Here is a 16,356-nt window from a genome sequence, read left to right as displayed (position 1 = left end):
GTTTGAGCAACGGTTTGAGGGACGTCTACATCGTCGACGCGGTCCGTACCCCGATCGGCCGCTACAACGGCGCTCTGGCGGGCCTGCGCCCCGACGACCTGGCCGCGCACGCCATCCGTGAGCTGCTCGCCCGTACGCCGGGCCTGGACCCGGCGCGGATCGAGGACGTGTACTTCGGCAACGCCAACGGCGCCGGCGAGGAGAACCGCAACGTCGGCCGCATGGCCGCGCTGCTGGCCGGACTGCCCACCTCCGTCCCGGGCGTGACCGTCAACCGGCTGTGCGCCTCCGGTCTCGAAGCCGTGATCCAGGCGGCCCGCGCCATCGCGCTCGGCGACGCCTCGATCGCCGTCGCCGGCGGTGTCGAGTCCATGACCCGCGCCCCGTACGTACTGCCCAAGAGCGACCGGCCGTTCCCCGCCGGGCACACCGAGCTGTACTCGACCACGCTGGGCTGGCGCATGGTCAACCCGAGGATGGATCCGCAGTGGACCATCCCGCTGGGCGAGTCGGCCGAGCTCATCGCCGACAAGCACAAGATCGGCCGGGAGCAGCAGGACGAGTTCGCGCTCGCCTCCCACCGGAAGGCCGCCGAGGCGCAGGCCGCCGGGGCCTTCGACGGTGAGATCGCTCCCGTCCTCCTCCCGCAGCGCAAGGGCGACCTGGTCGTCTTCGGCGCCGACGAGTGCGTACGCCCCGACGCGTCCCTCACCGCCATGGCCAAGCTGAAGCCGTCGTTCCGCCCCTCCGAGGGGACGGTCACCGCCGGCAACGCCTCGCCGCTCAACGACGGGGCCGCCGCCCTGCTGCTGGTGGACGAGGAGGGCCTGGCGGCCACCGGGCGCGAGCCGCTCGCGCGGGTGTCGGCGTCGGGCGTCTCGGCGATCGACCCGCAGTACTTCGGACTCGCGCCGGTCGCGGCAGTCAACCGCGCGCTCGCCAAGGCGGGCAAGGGATTCGGCGACCTGGACGTCCTGGAGCTGAACGAGGCGTTCGCCGCGCAGGTGCTCGGCTGTGTCGCCGAGTGGCCCGAGTTCGATCCGGCGATCCTCAACCCGCAGGGCGGTGCCATTGCCCTCGGCCATCCGCTCGGTGCCTCGGGTGCCCGGCTCGCCGGCACCGTCGCCCACCAGCTGGCCCGCAAGGGCAGCGGCGTCGGCGTCGCCACGCTGTGCATCGGGGTGGGGCAAGGGCTCGCCCTTGTCCTGGAACGCTGAGCACTGACGGCGACTCCGGGCCGTCTGTGGCTGGTCGCGCCCGCGCGGCGGAGCCGCATATCGATACAGTCCCGCGCCCCTGTAGGGCGCCATCCGAGCCCCGACTTCGACGAGACCGACAAAAACTTCAGGAACCCCCATGACTCTCACCCAAACGGACATCGACCAGGAGATCGCGGCCGAGCACGCCGCGTACGAGAAGCGGGTCGCCGACGGTGCGCCGGTCGAGCATCAGCCGCGCCGCGACTACGCCCCGTACCGGTCCTCGGTGCTGCGGCACCCGAAACAGCCGCCCATCGGCATCGACGTCACCAAGGACCCGGAGCTGGTGGAGCTGTCCTCCCCCGCCTTCGGCGAGCGGGACATCACCGAGATCGACAACGACCTGACCCGACAGCACAACGGCGAGCCGATCGGTGAGCGCATCACCGTCTCCGGCCGGCTCCTCGACCGCGATGGGCGCCCGCTGCGCGGCCAGCTGGTCGAGATCTGGCAGTCCAACTCGGCCGGCCGCTACGCCCACCAGCGCGAGCAGCACGACGCGCCGCTGGACCCGAACTTCACGGGCGTGGGCCGCACCCTGACCGACGACGAGGGCCGGTACGACTTCACGACCATCCAGCCGGGCCCCTACCCGTGGCGCAACCACCTCAACGCCTGGCGGCCGGCGCACATCCACTTCTCGATGTTCGGCACGGCGTTCACCCAGCGGCTCGTGACGCAGATGTACTTCCCGAGCGACCCGCTGTTCCCGTACGACCCGATCATCCAGTCGGTGACGGACGACGCGGCCCGGCAGCGGCTGGTCGCGACATACGACCACAGTCTGTCCGTGCCGGAGTTCTCGATGGGCTACGTCTGGGACATCGTGCTCGACGGCCCGCAGGCCACCTGGATCGAAGAAGGACGCTGACCTGCCATGACGAAGATCGACACAAGCCGCCCGGAGACAGTGCTCCCGACCCCGTCGCACACGGTCGGCCCCTTCTACGGCCACGCCCTGCCCTTCCCCGGCGGCGGCGACATCGCCCCTGTGGGCCACCCCGACACCATCTCCCTGCAGGGCTACATCCTCGACGGCGAGGGCAACCCGCTGCCGGACGCCTTCGTGGAGCTGTGGGGCCCGGACCCGGACGGCAATCTCTCGCTGGTCGACGGCTCCATGCGGCGCGACCCGGCGAGCGGCGGCTTCCTCGGCCGCAACGGCGTGGAGTTCACCGGCTGGGGCCGCATCCAGACCGACGCCAACGGACACTGGACCGCGCGTACGCTGCGGCCCGGCGCGCGCGGGCGGAACGCGCCGTACATCAGCGCGTGCGTCTTCGCGCGAGGCCTGCTCGTCCACCTGTTCACCCGGATCTACCTGCCGGGCGACGAGGCCGCGCTGGCCGCCGACCCGCTGCTCTCCCGGGTGGACGAGGCGCGCCGGGGCACGCTGATCGCCGAGGACCAGGGCAACGGCACCTACCGTTTCGACATCCGCCTTCAGGGCGAAGGCGAGACGGTCTTCCTGGAGTTCCAGTGACTTCTGCTGACGCCGACACCGGTCTGCTCGCCCCCGGGTGGACCGGTTCCCCGGCCGCGGCCTCGACCAGTGACACCGCCTACCTGCAGGCGCTCCTCGACGCCGAGGCCGCACTGACCCGGGCGCAGGCCGCGCTGGGGCTGGTCCCCGCCGCGGCCGGACCTGCCGTGACCTCGGCGGCGGATGCCGCCGCCTTCGACGGACGGTCTCTCGCGGAGCGCGCCCGTGGCGGCGGGAACCCGGTGATCCCGCTGGTCGCGGACCTCACGAAGGCGGTCGGCACCGAATTCGGCCCATACGTCCACCGGGGCGCGACCAGCCAGGACATCGTGGACACGGCGACGATGCTGGTCGCCGCGCGCACCCTCGACCTGGTCCTGGCCGACCTCGGCCGTACGGAGTCCGCGCTGGCCGCGATCGCCGCCGCGCACCGGGACACCGCGATGCCGGGCCGCACACTCACCCAGCACGCCGTGCCGACGACCTTCGGGCTGAAGGCGGCGGGCTGGCGCTCGCTGATCCTGGACGCCAGGGACCGGCTCGCGGTCGTACGGGCGGGTCTGCCCGCTCAACTCGGGGGCGCGGCAGGCACGTTGGCGGCCTTCACGGTCTTCCGGGCGGCCGGCTCCCACGCCTCGGCGCCCTCCCCGGCCCCGGTCGACACGCACGCCCTCGTCGCCGCCTACGCCCGTGAACTCGACCTGCATGCACCCGAGTTGCCCTGGCACACGCTGCGTGCCCCGATCGCGGACCTAGCCGGGGCGCTGGCCTTCGCCGCGGGTGCCCTGGGGAAGATCGCGGTGGACGTACTCACCCTGGCCCGTACGGAGATCGCGGAGCTCGCCGAGGGCAGCGGGGGCGGTTCGTCGGCGATGCCGCACAAGGCGAACCCCGTACGGTCGACGCTGATCGCGGCGGCGGCCCGTCGGGCACCCCAGCTGGCGGCGACGCTGTACGGCGCGCTGGCTGCCGAGGACGAGCGGCCGGCCGGGGCCTGGCACGCCGAGTGGGAGCCGTTGCGCGATCTGCTCCGGCTGGTCGGCGGCGCCGCCCGGGACGCGGTGGAACTCACGCGGGGCCTCCGGGTGAACACCGACGTGATGCGCCGACACCTGGACCTCACCCACGGGTTGATCGTCTCCGAGCGGCTGGCAGCCGAGCTGGCCCCGGTGCTCGGCCGGGCCCGTGCCAAGGAGTTGCTCACCCGGGCAGCCAAGCGTGTCTACGCCGAGGGTCGGCCGCTGGGCGAACTACTCGCCGAGGAACCGCAGTTGAAGGACCTCGACCTCGCGGACCTCACGGACCCCGCCCACTACACCGGCTCCGCCGGAACCCTCACCGACCGTGCCCTGGAGCGACGTTGACCGACAAGCTGCTCAACCACCGTGCGGAGGGCCCGACTTCCGCTCCCCCGCTGCTGCTCGGCCCCTCCCTCGGCACCTCCACCAAGCTGTGGGACAGGGTGGCGCCCGAGCTGTCGATCACGCACCGGGTGATCCGCTGGGACCTGCCGGGGCACGGTGACTCCCCCGCAGACCTGATCGCCCCCGGTGCGACGGTCGGCGATCTGGCCGAACTGGTGCTGGCTCTGGCGGACGCGCTGGGCATCGAACGGTTCGCGTACGCGGGTGTGTCCCTGGGCGGCGCGGTCGGTCTGCGGCTGGCGGCGCACCACCCGGAGCGGGTCTCGTCCCTCGCCGTGATCTGCTCCTCGGCCCACTTCAACGGCGCCAAGCCGTGGCGGGAGCGGGCGGAGCTGGTGCGCCGGGAGGGGCTGGCCGGGCTCGCCGAGAGCGCCGACTCCCGTTGGTTCACGCCCGGTTTCACCGTGCCGGAGCTGGTCGACGACCACCGCGACGCCGACCCGGGGGCGTACGCCGCCTGCTGCGACGCGCTCGCCGCGTTCGACATCCGCGAGGACCTGTCCAAGATCTCCGCGCCCACACTCCTGGTCGCCGGCCGACAGGACCCGGCGACGCCGCCCGCACATCTGCGGGAGATCGCGGACGCGGTGCCCGGGTCGTCGCTCGCGGAGATCCCCGGCGCGTCCCATCTCGCCCCCGCCGAGCGCCCGGAGGCCGTACTGGCCGTGCTGCGCGGGCACTTCGACGGATACGCGAAGCGCGGTATGGAGGTGCGCCGCCAGGTCCTCGGCGACGCGCACGTGGACCTGGCGCAGTCCCGGCAGGCGCCCTTCACGGCCCGTTTCCAGGACTTCATCTCCCGCTACGCCTGGGGCGAGATCTGGACCGACCCGACGCTGTCCCGCCGCGAACGCAGCATGATCACACTGACCGCGCTGGTGGCCCACGGGCACTACGACGAACTGGCCATGCACGTCCGAGCGGCCCGCCGCAACGGCCTCACCCCGGAGGAGATCGGCGCCGTACTCCTCCAGACCGCCGTGTACTGCGGGGTCCCGGCAGCGAACTCGGCGTTCGCGGCGGCCCAACGGGTACTGGCGGAGGAGGACGCGGGGCAGGCCTGAGCTACAAGAGCCGGGCCAGTGCCTCCTTCGCCTTCCTGACCAGGCCGTCCGCGCCACAGGACTCGGCCAGGGTCAGGCCCCGGTTGACTTCTGCGGCCGAGCGGCTGGCGATGCCGTGGTCGACGCGGGCCGCGGCGTGCTCGTAGGCGGAGGGCGAGGCCGCCAGGTAGGTGACCGCCTGGGAGTAGAGGGAGACGGCCTGTTTTCCGGTGGCGAGGTAGGCCTCGACACGGAGGGCCTCACCGATGGCCGTGTCCGTGCCGAGGCGTTCGGCACGGCTGCGGACGATCACCGCGAGTTCGGCGGCGCGACGCGGGTCCTCGGTGGCGAGGGCACGGGCGAGGTCTCCACCCCAGGGAGCGATGACCGTGTTGTGGCGCCCCCGGGCGGCTGCCGCCTTCTCCGCGGCCTCCAGCTCGTTGATGCCGTCCTCGGTGCGGCCGACGGCGAGCAGCAGCCGGCCCCGTACCGAACGGGGGTCGGGCAGCACGATGGTGGACGGGTACGGAGGAGCGAAGCCGTGTTCCTCGGCGACCTCCCAGGCCTCCTGGACATGGCCGCGGGCGAGCAGCGTGTCGACGAGGTTGCAGATCGACGACCAGTGCAGGGGCAGCCCGCGGCCGACCCGCTCGGCGAAGGCCAGCGACTTGCGCAGGGATTCCTCCGCGTCCTTGAGGCGACCCCGCCTGCGGTGTCCGTGCCCGACGTAGGCGTGGGCCAGAGCGAGATGGCCGCCGCTCCACCCGGCGGTCTCGTAGGTGCGCAGGGCCTCCGTGTAGAGGCTCTCCGCCCGGTCGAGCCGGTCCGCGTAGGCGTACGCGATGGCCAGCATCAGCAGCAGTTCGATGCCCCACTCGCTGTCGGTCCAGCCGAGGCCCGGCGCCAGCCGGCCGTTGACGAGGGCGCGGTCGCAGAACTCGACGACCTCCTCGGCGTTCTCGCCCCGCACCACCGCGTCGAAGCCGCGCAGGATGAGCAGCGCGCGCTCGGAGTTGTCCTTCCCCGTGCAGGCCGCGGCGAGGGCGGACAGCTCCTGGCAGTGGGTCGGCGAGAGCTCCACGTCGGCGTGGATGACCTCCCACATGTAGTGCGCGGCCTGGAGCCGCATCCGGGCCGGGCCCGGTTCCAGCCGGGCGGCCTCCGCGTCGACCGTGCGGACGGCCTCCTCCAACTGGTCGTTGTGGAGCAGCGCCTGGGAGAGACGGAAGACCGCGTCCACGCGCTCGGCGCTGTCCAGGCCCGGCTCGGCGAGCGCCGAGCGGAGGTACTCGACGGTGGTGGCGGGCGAGGTCAGAAGAGTGGCGCAGCCCAGCTCGTAGAGCACGCGGACGCGGATGTCCTGCTGCGGCGGCTCCTTCAGGGCGCGCTCCAGACAGCGGCGGGCTGCGTCCGGTGCGCCGACGGCGAGGTGCTCGCGCGCGGCGGCCCGCAACTGCTCGACCAGTTCGGGGTCGCCGTCGGCGTGCACTTCCACGAGGTGGCGTGAGGCGGCCGCGGCGCCCCGCCCGGACTCGCTGACGACCGTCGCGGCCACGCCGTGGAACGCGGTGCGGATGCCCGGCGGGATCGACTTGTAGACCGCCGTGGCGATCAGCGGGTGCACGAACTCCAGATCGCCGTTCTCCGCCCTGCGGTTGACCGGACTGGGTTCGGTGAGGATGCGGGCCGCGGTCAGCAGGTCGGCGCACTCCGCCGCCGTCTCCCGGCTCAGGGAGGCGAGCCGGGCCACGATCTCCACGGAGATGCCGGTGTGCAGGATGGCCGCCGCCCAGGCGAAGCGGGTGGCGTCGACGCCGAGCGTCTCCAGACGGGCGACGAGGCCTCGGCCGCGTGCCGTTCGGTTCAGGGCGCGCAGTTCGGCGGCGGAGCCCTCGGCCGGTTCCAGCTCGCTGTCCTGCACCTTGGCGAGGAGTTCGACGGTCTCGTACGGGTTTCCGCCGGTCACCGCCCACACCTCGCGGCAGAACGGGGCATCGGCGTGCTCGCCGACCGTGGCGCGGGTGAGCCCGGCGGTGGCCTCGGGCGTGAGGGACCTGAGCGTGGCGAGCGGGCGGGCCTTGGAGGCGATCTGGGCGAGGTGGCGGGTGCCCTCGCCGGTGACCTCACCGGGGCGGCGGGCCACCACGACGAGGACGCACATCTCCGTCAGGCGCTCGGCGACGGCGGACAGCCAGTGCAGGGTCTCCTGGTCGGCCCAGTGGGCGTCGTCGATGAGCAGCACGAGTGGCCAGGTCCGCCGGGAGAGCCGGTTCACGGCGGCGACCAGCCCGTCGCACACGGCCTGCGGGTCGGCCGGGCGCTCGCCCGGCTCCGCGAGCCCCAGGGCCGGGCCGGCGATGTCGTACCAGTCGCCCAGGTACTCGCGCGTCTCCCCTTCCATCAGCCCCATGAGCGCGGGCCGCAGCAACTGCCGTACGACGTTGAAGGGGACGGACGCGACGGTCTCGCCGCCGCGGGCGTACCAAGCCGTGCAGCCGCGGTCCTCGGCGATCCGGCGGGCCTCGGCGAGGAGGGCGGTCTTGCCGATGCCCGCCTCGCCGGTGAACACCAGGACACTGCCCGGAGATGCCTTGTCGACGCGGAGTTCGTCGATCGCCTGTGTGATGGCGTCGATCTCCGCGTCGCGCTCCCACAGGGAAGCCGAGGCGGCCGCATCGGGCCGCGCCTCCGTCATCCCGCTACCTCCCCAGGTCGCCCAAACGACGTACAGGTGATTGAGCGTAGCCCCCTGGCTGCCGAAGTGCAGGCTGGTCCGGGCACCTATTGCCGTGTCGGGTGACATCGGATGGCTCCGGGGCGACGCATCCGGCCACCCACCTGCCGCGTTGAAAGTGATTGACAGTCAACTGCCCGTGATCCGGGGCTGGTTTTCCGGTTCTAAGGGGTCGGCGGGCCCCACCCCTTCAGAAGACGGCATGACCGCACCCGGACCCGGCCGACACCCGCGCTCCGTCCGGCCCGAGCCGTCCCGCAGGGCCCTGTTCGCAGGGGCGGTGGGCGACTTCATCGAGTGATGCGGATGCTGGGCGCGGAGCTCGGGGACGTGCCGCTGCGTGTGGCGGACGGGTTGGGGCTCCCGGCGGACGCGAAGGAGGCGTACGCCTTCGCCGTGTTGGGCTTCCTGACCGTTCACGGGCTGCCGGGCACCGACGCGTTGAGCACGGGCGCCCGGCGCCCGAGCGTGCTGGGGTCGATCACACCGGGGCACCGAGGCTTGCCGCGGCTGGGCCGAACCGCCCGAGCCCGGGGGCGGGTTGACGCCGGGGCGGTCGCGCGCCACGCGTTCGCCGGTGCGGCTGGTCATCGGGTGAGCCCTGGGGCGGTTGCCCATCCGGTCAGCCACCGGGGGCGGTCGGTCGTCCAATGAGCCCGGGGACCATCGTCACCGGTGAGTCGTCGAAACGGCTCGTCGTCCTTCGCGCGCGCGGCGGTCGGTCACGCGCGGTCGGTCACCGGGCGACCGGTCACCGGGCGACCGGGCGGTGAGCGACCGGGCGGTGAGCGATCGGACGGTGAGCGGACGAATAACGGCCCCTCTCATCCGGTTTTCACTCCGGCCTCATACGGTTGCTCCATGACGCAGGTGACTCCTCCCGGCTGGTACCCCGACCCCGGGCAAACAAGTGACGCGCCCGCCACCGAGCGCTGGTGGGACGGCAAGGCGTGGACGGACCAGATCCGGCCCGCGGGCTCGGCCGCGGGGTTCGGCCCCCCGGACTACCCTCCGGGCGCCGGCCCGTACCCACCGGGAGCCGGCGGCCACCCCGGACATCTCGGGCATCCCGGATACCCCGGACACCCCGGGTATCCCGGCTATCCGGCCGCGGCTCCGAAGCGGCGCGGTCTGCGCACCGGGATAGCCGTCACCGTGGCGGCGGCGGTCCTGGCCAGCATCGGAGTGGGTGTGTATGCCCTGACCAGCAACGACGGCGACAGCGAGGGCAGTACGACGTCCCAGGGCTCCGGCGGGCAGAACGGCCAGGGCGGTACCGACGGCGGCCCGGGTGGCAACTCCGGCGGCCAGGGCGACTCCGGTGGATCTGGCGGCTCCGGCGGCCAGACCCCGGCGCCGGACGGGTCCGGGCAGCCGCCGCAGACCGAGGAGGGGTACGCCACCGACACGGCCAGCGGCATCAGCATCCCCGTGCCCGACGGCTGGCTCGGCTCACCCCTGCAGGCCGGTGCGCAGGTGACGACGGAGGCGTCGTACGAGTGCCCGGCCGACGCCACGAAGACCTGCACGCGCGGCGGCGCCTACTCGTCGCCCGCCGAGCTGCTGAAACTGAAGGCCACCACCGCCGAGGCGGCCGCCAAGGAGGACATCGCCCAGAACGCCGAGGACGCCTACGGCTCCGAGGGCTACGGGAAGATCACCTCCCACGAGGAACTGGCCTCCAAGGCGGTGACCGTGGCCGGCGAGAAGGGCTACTACGTCCGCTGGAAGGTGGTCACCGGCAAGGGCGACGACGGCTATGTCGAGTCGCTCGCCTTCCCCTCCCCGGCCGACTCCTCGCAGCTCGTCGTGGTCCGCTTCGGCATCGACGTGAGTGACGAGGCGCCCAAGCAGTCGGTCATCGACGAGATCACCAAGGGCATCAAGAAGGCGTCGATCAGCGGGGGCGGCAGCGGTCAGGACGTGTGATCCTTCGCGCTCCCGGACACCCGCGCTCACGCTTCCGGCCGGCCCGAAAAAGCCGGCCGGGTGGGATTCCACTCCGCTCCCGAGGAACCCCACCCGGCCGGGGGGTACGCGCCGCCCCCGTCCCCACGGTGCGGCGCGATCAGGTCGTCGTCCGGTTCAGTCCACGGACGGCGGCCTGAGTCTCACGCGAGGCCGAGCGTCGGCAGCACGGCCGCCTCGATGAACTTGATGATGTACGTCTCGTCCGCGTCCCGGCCCTCCAGGACCGGGCGGGCCCGCAGTACGCCGAAGATCTGCGCGGGGATGAACTCCAGCGCCGGGTGGTCCGCGGGGACCTCGCCCCGGGCCACCCCGCGGTCGATCATCGCCCTGAGCGCCTCGGTCTCGGGCTCCACCAGCGCGCCCCGCAGGGCCGCCTGCAACTCCTCGTCCTGCAGGACGGCGTGGCCGAGGGCCTGGAACAGCCGACCCTCCAGAGCGTAGTTCTCACCGGCATGCCGGGCCACCTCGCGCAGGTCACCGGCGAGGGTTCCGGTGTCGATCCCCGCGAAACGGGCACTGCGGCGCGCGCGCAACGCGGCCGCCACGAACTGCGGCTTCGTCCTCCACTGCCGGTAGAGCGTCGACTTGCTGCACCGCGTGGTCGCGGCGACTCCCTCCATCGTCACCGAGTCGTAACCACACTCACGGACCTGTTCGAGCACAGCGTCGAAGAACTCCTGCTCACGCTCGGGCGTGAGTTTGGAGCGGCGCGAGGCGACGGCCGTCTCCGGCCCCTCCGCTGCCTGCGACGTCATGACTCCTGTCTCCTTCGGTCGTCCCCTGCCGAAAGGCCTGTCGAAACGCCACTGTACCGGAACGCCGCCGTATCGGTACAGTGCCGTATCGATACCCCCCCGTTTCGGTACAGTGGCGTATCGGTACACTCTCGTATCGGTACTACCGCGTATCGGTACTACCGCGTATCGATCGTCTGTACCGCCATGGGAACCAGCGCCACCAGCGCCGTCAGTGAAAGGGCCGGGGGATGGAATGCCGCACCGAGCCTGCAGAAGAGCGGGCCGCCGCGATATCGCGGTCGCCCCTCGTCCGTGAGTTCCTGCTTGTCGCAGGACTCTTCCTCGTCTACAAGTTCGGCCGGATGCTGGCGGGCGGCCACACCGCCGAGGCCTACCGCAACGCCCACCAGGTGTGGGACTGGGAGCGCGCCCTGCGTCTGCCGGGCGAGGGCTCCGTACAGTCCGCGCTGCTGCACGGCGACACGCTGGTCCACCTCGCGAACGTCTACTACGCGACCGTCCACTTCCCGGCCACCGCGGCCTTCCTGGTCTGGCTGTACCTGCGGCGCCCCGCGCACTACGTCTGGGCGCGCCGTGTCCTCGCCGCCCTCACCGCAGCCGCCCTGCTGCTGCACCTCGCCTTCCCGCTGGCCCCGCCACGGATGCTGGAGGTCGCGGGTCTCGTCGACACCGGCCAGGTCTACGGACCGACGGTCTATTCGGCGACCCCGGCGACCGACGCCCTGGCGAACCAGTTCGCGGCGATGCCCTCACTGCACTTCGGCTGGGCCCTGATGGTCGCGATCGGCCTGATCGCCGCGACCCGCTCCCGGTGGCGCCCGCTGTGGCTGCTGCACCCGCTGGTGACCCTGATCGTGATCGTCGGCACCGCGAACCACTACTGGCTGGACGCGATCGTGGCGGGCGTCGTGCTGGCCGTCGCCCTCGCCGTGATCCAGCTCCCGCACCGGACGGCCACGACCGCCGGGCAGCCCTCCAAGGTTCTCGTACCGGCCGAGGAGCCCGTCCTGGTGGGAGCAGGCCGATGAACGCCACCCTCGTCGCCGTCGCCCTGTCCCTGGTCTCCGCCGTCGCCTACGCGGCCGCCGCCGTGGCCCAGGAGCGGCTCGCCTCCCGCAGCGCCGACACGGGCGTACGCCGGATGCTCGCCAGCGGTGCCTGGTGGAGTTCGGTCGCGCTGAACGCCGGTGCCGCGCTGCTGCACGTCGTGGCCCTCAAGTACGGCCCGCTCACCGTCGTACAGCCCCTCGGCGCGCTCACCCTCGTGGCCGCGGTGCCGCTCGGCGCGCGGGTGGCCGGGCGCCGGGTCACCGCGACGGAGTGGCGTGGCACCGCGCTCACGCTGGCCGGCCTCGCCGCGATCCTGATCGCCGCGTCCGGCCCCGCCCCCGACGACGTGCTGAGCGTTCCGGAGGCCGTCGCCGTGGCCGGCGCGACCGCCGCCCTGATCGGCTTCCTCTCCCGCCCCGGCACCAAGCCCGGACTGCGCCACGCCGGCGCCTCCGGCATGGCCTCGGGCGTCGCCTCCGCACTCACCCAGACCGTCACGGTCGCCGCGACCGACCGCTCCGGCTCACTCCTCAACGCCCAGGTCGTCGTGGTGGCTCTCCTGGTCGCCGGGTTCGCCGTGGGCGGCCTCCTCCTCTCCCAGACGGCCTACCGAGGGGGCCTCGGCGCGCCCCTCGCGGTAGTCACCCTGGCCAACCCGCTCGCGGCCGCCGTGATCGGCCTCTCCCTCCTCGGCGAGGGCCTCCGGGGCGGGGTGGCGGGGGTGTTGCTCGCCATGGCGGGAGCGGTGGTGGCGGCGCGGGGTGTGGTGTTGCTGACACGGGTGACTCCGGCGGTCGAGATCCGGCCGATGGGCCCTGTCCCCGTGGACGAAGAGCATCCCGTGGCGGCCGTCCTCGCCCTGGAACCCCGCCACGCCCCAACGGAACCGTCCCTGCTCCCCCGCCGGCCGGGCTCCCCGGCACCGGGACACCTCACTCCCCTCTGAGACGAGGGAGGCACTCACCGGCGCTGACAGGGTGCCGCCTGCGCCCACCCTCCCCCATCGCCCCAGCGGCACGGCACCCGCAGCTGGGGCGGCAATCGGGGCAGGACAGCGGCCCCCGAAGGCCGTAGGCCTTCAGGGGCGCGGGGAACTGCGCGATCAGCCACGTACGGCCCGTGGCCGCCCGGTCGCGGTTCCCCCCGAGCTCTCAGGCGTCGCTAGCGCGACCCCAGCGCCGGATCGCTCACCCCGGCCCGCCCGTTCTCCACGTGTCCGGCGAACCTCCGGAGGAAGCCCCCGTCGGCGGTGACGGTCAGGTCGTACCAGCGCCTGCTCGACCGGAGATCCACGGCCTGTCGGACGGTCGCCCCGGCCCGCACCTTGACCGTACGGGACCGGCCACCGTACGCACTCGCGACCTTCAGGCTCACCGTGCCGGGGCCCTTGTTGGTGAAGGTCAGCTCCACGTCGTCGCCGACATGGCGCGCGGTGACCTCGGGTCCGGCCGCCGATGTCTTCCCCGGCCCCTTGAAGACCCGCAGGAAGCCGTTCGGGCCGTGCACCGTCAAGTCGTACGAGCCGCCCGAGGAAGCGGAGTTCCACGTGTCCGACACGGTCTTGCCCGCCTCGGTCGTGTACGTCCACGGGCCGTCCGTGCGGTTGCCGGACGTGACCAGGAACGCCGCACCGGCCTTGCCGCCGGAGGCGAACGTCAGGGTGAAGGTCCCGGCCGCCGTGTTCGCCGAGCCGTCCACCTTGGGCGCGTACTTCAGCGGTCGGGCGGGGCGGAGGCCGCGCTCCTGCGTGGGCATGCTCGGGTCCGCCGGCACGGCCGGCTTGTAGTCGGGGTGCCGCTCCCGGTCCTGCGGCTCGTACTCGTCGGTGCCCGGCAGCGCGGCGGGGCGGCTGTCCTTGCGGGAGAAGTCGAACGCGGCGGTGAGGTCGCCGCAGATGGCCCGCCGCCACGGCGAGATGTTCGGCTCCTTCACCCCGAACCGGCGCTCCATGAACCGCACGATCGAGGTGTGGTCGAGGGTTTCCGAGCAGACGTAACCGCCCTTGCTCCACGGAGAGACGACCAGCATCGGTACGCGCGGGCCGAGACCGTAGGGACCGGCGACCCGATTGGCGTCGCCCTTGTAGAGGTCCGGTGACACATCCACCGTGGACTTGCCGCGGGACGCGTCGCGCGGCGGCAGCGGCGGCACGAGGTGGTCGAAGAAGCCGTCGTTCTCGTCGTACGTGATGAACAGCGCGGTCTTCGCCCAGACGGCCGGGTTGGAGGTGAGCGCGTCCAGGACCTGGGAGATGTACCAGGCGCCGTAGTTCGAGGGCCAGTTGGAGTGCTCGGAGAACGCCTCGGGCGCGGCGATCCAGGAGATCTGCGGCAGCTTGCCCGCCTTGACGTCGGCCTTCAGCCGGTCGAAGTAGCCCTCGCCGGCTTTCACGTCCGTACCGGTGCGGGCCTTGTCGTACCAGGGGTCGCCGGGCTTGGCGTTGCGGTACTTGTTGAAGTAGAGCAGCGAGTTGTCGCCGTAGTTGCCCCGGTAGGCGTCCGCTATCCAGCCCCAGGAGCCGGCCGCGTCGAGGCCGTCGCCGATGTCCTGGTAGACCTTCCAGGAGATCCCGGCCGCTTCGAGGCGCTCGGGGTAGGTCGTCCAGTCGTAGCCGACCTCGTCGTTGCCGAGGACGGGGCCGCCGCCCTTGCCGTCGTTGCCCGTGTACCCCGTCCACATGTAGTAGCGGTTGGGGTCGGTCGAGCCGATGAACGAGCAGTGGTAGGCGTCACAGACGGTGAACGTGTCGGCGAGGGAGTAGTGGAACGGGATGTCCTCACGGGTCAGATACGCCATCGTCGTGGTGCCCTTGGCCGGCACCCACTTGTCGTACTTGCCCCCGTTGTAGGCGGCGTGCCCGTCGGGCCAGCTGTGCGGCAGGCCCTCCAGGAACTGCATGCCGAGATCGTCGGCCTCGGGGTGGAACGGCAGCACGTCCTTGCTGCCGTCCGACTGGTGCCAGACCGACTTCCCGTTGTCCAGCGTCACCGGATGCGGGTCGCCGAAGCCGCGTACGCCTCTCAGCGCGCCGAAATAGTGATCGAAGGACCGGTTCTCCTGCATGAGGACGACGATGTGCTCGACGTCCTCGATCGTGCCGGTCCGGTGGTGCGCGGGAAGCGCCGCGGCCCTCTCGATACTGCTCGACAGCGCGGTGAACGCAGCGGTACCGCCCGTGAGTTGGAGGAACCGGCGCCGATTGACTTCAGGCATGGGTGGGTGACCTCTTGTCCTGACGTGGTGCGTTGGATGTGACCTGCGCGCAGGGAATGGTCCTAGAGCAACGAACGACTGGGAAGGGTCCGTGGCGTGGGTGTGACGGACAGCGGTCCGACACACGAACAGCACCTGGCACGCGTGCCACCGTCATGTCCGGAGTGCTCACGCTGTGGGGCTCCTCGCCGGGTGTGGCCGACGGTCGGCCGGTTCAGATGGAGCGGCCGGCCCTGAGGCCTTCGATGTCGGCCGCGCTGTAGCCCAGTTCGGCCAGGATGCTGTCGGTGTGCTCGCCGGCCGCGGGGACGGGATCCATGCGCGGCGCGACTCCGCTCAGATCCGCGGGAGGCAGCAGCGCGGGCACCATGGCTCCGCCGGGGATCCGTACGTCCCGCCAGCGGTCGCGCTCGCCCAGCACGGGGTGGGCGAGGAAGGCATCGACATCGTTGACTCCCGCGTTGGCGATGCCCGCCTCGTCCAGAAGTGTCATAGCCTCCGCGCTGTCCAGCTCCCCGAACCGCTCGGCCACGATCGCGTTCACCTCCGTGCGGTGAGCGACACGGGCGGAGCCGGTGGCGAACCGGGGATCCGTGACGAGCCCCGGCAAACCGAGGAACTGTTCGCACAGCGCGACCCACTCGCGCTCGTTCTGGATGGAGAACAGCACGTCCTTGCCGTCGGTGGCGGTGTAGGCGCCGTACGGGGCGATCGTGGCGTGCTGGGTGCCGAGGCGCGGCGGCTGGGTGCCGCCGAACCGGGTGTAGTACGCGGGCTGGCCCATCCACTCCGCCAACGCCTCGAACAGCGAGATCTCCACGGCCCGTACGGCACCCGTGGTGGCCCGGGTGAACAGGGCGGTGAGGATGCCGGAGTAGGCGTACATACCGGCGGCGATGTCGGCGACGGACACCCCCACCCGGGCGGTGCCGTGCGCGTTGCCGGTGAGGGAGACCAGGCCGGTCTGGCACTGCACCAGCAGGTCGTACGCCTTGCGGTCGGCCCAGGGGCCGCTGGATCCGTAGCCGGAGATCGCACACGGGATCAGGGCGGGGAAGCGCTCGGCGAGGGCCTCCGCGCCGAGACCCATCCGAGCGGCCGCGCCCGGCGCCAGGTTCTGCACGAACACGTCGGCACCGGCGAGCAGCCGCTCCAGGACGGCCCGTCCCGCGTCCGTCTTCAGGTCGAGCGTCACCGACTCCTTGGACCGGTTGAGCCACACGAAGTAGCTGGACTCGCCGTGCACGGTGGTGTCGTAACGACGGGCGAAGTCGCCTCCTCCCGGGCGCTCCACCTTGATCACCCGGGCACCGAGGTCGGCGAGCTGCCGGGTGGCGAAGGGGGCGGCGACGGCCTGCTCGACGCTCACGACGGTGATGCCGGTAAGTGGTCGTGCTTCGGGGAGCTCGGTCATGAGGTGA

The 16,356-nt window shown here is 72.2% G+C and carries 13 protein-coding genes; 9 read left to right on the top strand and 4 right to left on the bottom strand.

Going from position 1 to position 16,356, the window contains the following annotated elements; translation table 11 throughout:
- Nucleotides 1-14: 14 nt before the first annotated feature.
- From ACFU53_RS11685 to pcaD, 5 genes are all read left to right on the top strand, one after another.
- On the top strand, nt 15-1,217 hold the full coding sequence (locus ACFU53_RS11685) for a thiolase family protein (protein WP_383989463.1): 1,203 nt from the start codon (nt 15-17) through the stop codon (nt 1,215-1,217).
- A 139-nt stretch (nt 1,218-1,356) separates the two neighbouring features.
- The gene (gene pcaH, locus ACFU53_RS11680) at nt 1,357-2,130 is read left to right on the top strand and encodes a protocatechuate 3,4-dioxygenase subunit beta (protein ID WP_383989382.1); all 774 of its coding nucleotides are present in this window, start codon (nt 1,357-1,359) and stop codon (nt 2,128-2,130) included.
- 6 nt (nt 2,131-2,136) lie between these two features.
- Nucleotides 2,137-2,742 (top strand): protocatechuate 3,4-dioxygenase subunit alpha, encoded by a 606-nt coding sequence (pcaG, locus tag ACFU53_RS11675; protein ID WP_383989379.1) that lies wholly within the window; start codon nt 2,137-2,139, stop codon nt 2,740-2,742.
- Nucleotides 2,739-4,106, top strand: coding sequence for a 3-carboxy-cis,cis-muconate cycloisomerase (gene pcaB, locus ACFU53_RS11670; RefSeq protein WP_383989376.1), 1,368 nt, complete (start codon nt 2,739-2,741; stop codon nt 4,104-4,106). Before pcaG ends, pcaB begins: the two co-directional genes overlap by 4 nt.
- Nucleotides 4,103-5,230 (top strand): 3-oxoadipate enol-lactonase, encoded by a 1,128-nt coding sequence (gene pcaD / locus ACFU53_RS11665; protein WP_383989373.1) that lies wholly within the window; start codon nt 4,103-4,105, stop codon nt 5,228-5,230. Before pcaB ends, pcaD begins: the two co-directional genes overlap by 4 nt.
- A gap of 1 nt (nt 5,231) precedes the next feature.
- On the opposite strand, the gene ACFU53_RS11660 is transcribed toward pcaD, so the two are convergent.
- Nucleotides 5,232-7,904 carry an ATP-binding protein gene (locus ACFU53_RS11660; protein ID WP_383989370.1) on the bottom strand — a complete coding sequence of 891 codons (2,673 nt, stop codon included), beginning with the start codon at nt 7,902-7,904 and terminating at the stop codon, nt 5,232-5,234.
- A gap of 339 nt (nt 7,905-8,243) precedes the next feature.
- Between ACFU53_RS11660 and ACFU53_RS11655 the strand changes: the two genes are divergently transcribed.
- Both ACFU53_RS11655 and ACFU53_RS11650 read left to right on the top strand, forming a co-directional pair.
- The gene (locus ACFU53_RS11655) at nt 8,244-8,597 is read left to right on the top strand and encodes an anhydro-N-acetylmuramic acid kinase (RefSeq protein ID WP_383989367.1); all 354 of its coding nucleotides are present in this window, start codon (nt 8,244-8,246) and stop codon (nt 8,595-8,597) included.
- Nucleotides 8,598-8,804: 207 nt separating this feature from the next.
- Nucleotides 8,805-9,872 (top strand): DUF2510 domain-containing protein, encoded by a 1,068-nt coding sequence (locus ACFU53_RS11650; protein WP_383989364.1) that lies wholly within the window; start codon nt 8,805-8,807, stop codon nt 9,870-9,872.
- Between the two features lie 182 nt (nt 9,873-10,054).
- On the opposite strand, the gene ACFU53_RS11645 is transcribed toward ACFU53_RS11650, so the two are convergent.
- Nucleotides 10,055-10,669, bottom strand: coding sequence for a TetR-like C-terminal domain-containing protein (locus ACFU53_RS11645; protein ID WP_383989361.1), 615 nt, complete (start codon nt 10,667-10,669; stop codon nt 10,055-10,057).
- Nucleotides 10,670-10,899: 230 nt separating this feature from the next.
- On the opposite strand from ACFU53_RS11645, the gene ACFU53_RS11640 reads away from it, so the two are divergent.
- Both ACFU53_RS11640 and ACFU53_RS11635 read left to right on the top strand, forming a co-directional pair.
- Nucleotides 10,900-11,700, top strand: coding sequence for a phosphatase PAP2 family protein (locus ACFU53_RS11640; RefSeq protein ID WP_383989358.1), 801 nt, complete (start codon nt 10,900-10,902; stop codon nt 11,698-11,700).
- On the top strand, nt 11,697-12,668 hold the full coding sequence (locus ACFU53_RS11635; protein WP_383989354.1) for a hypothetical protein: 972 nt from the start codon (nt 11,697-11,699) through the stop codon (nt 12,666-12,668). The genes ACFU53_RS11640 and ACFU53_RS11635 overlap by 4 nt, the downstream gene beginning before the upstream one ends.
- A 215-nt stretch (nt 12,669-12,883) precedes the next feature.
- Here ACFU53_RS11635 and ACFU53_RS11630 read toward each other — a convergent pair whose 3' ends face one another.
- Nucleotides 12,884-14,935: a phosphocholine-specific phospholipase C gene (locus ACFU53_RS11630; RefSeq protein WP_383989351.1), complete on the bottom strand. Its 2,052-nt coding sequence runs from the start codon at nt 14,933-14,935 to the stop codon at nt 12,884-12,886.
- Between the two features lie 214 nt (nt 14,936-15,149).
- The gene (locus tag ACFU53_RS11625) at nt 15,150-16,349 is read right to left on the bottom strand and encodes a CaiB/BaiF CoA transferase family protein (RefSeq protein ID WP_383989349.1); all 1,200 of its coding nucleotides are present in this window, start codon (nt 16,347-16,349) and stop codon (nt 15,150-15,152) included.
- Nucleotides 16,350-16,356: the final 7 nt, after the last annotated feature.

The sequence above is a fragment of the Streptomyces sp. NPDC057474 genome (assembly GCF_042802555.1).
Classification (GTDB): domain Bacteria; phylum Actinomycetota; class Actinomycetes; order Streptomycetales; family Streptomycetaceae; genus Streptomyces.
Note: the sequence above shows the minus strand (reverse complement) of the source record. Positions and strands in the feature narration are given on the sequence as shown.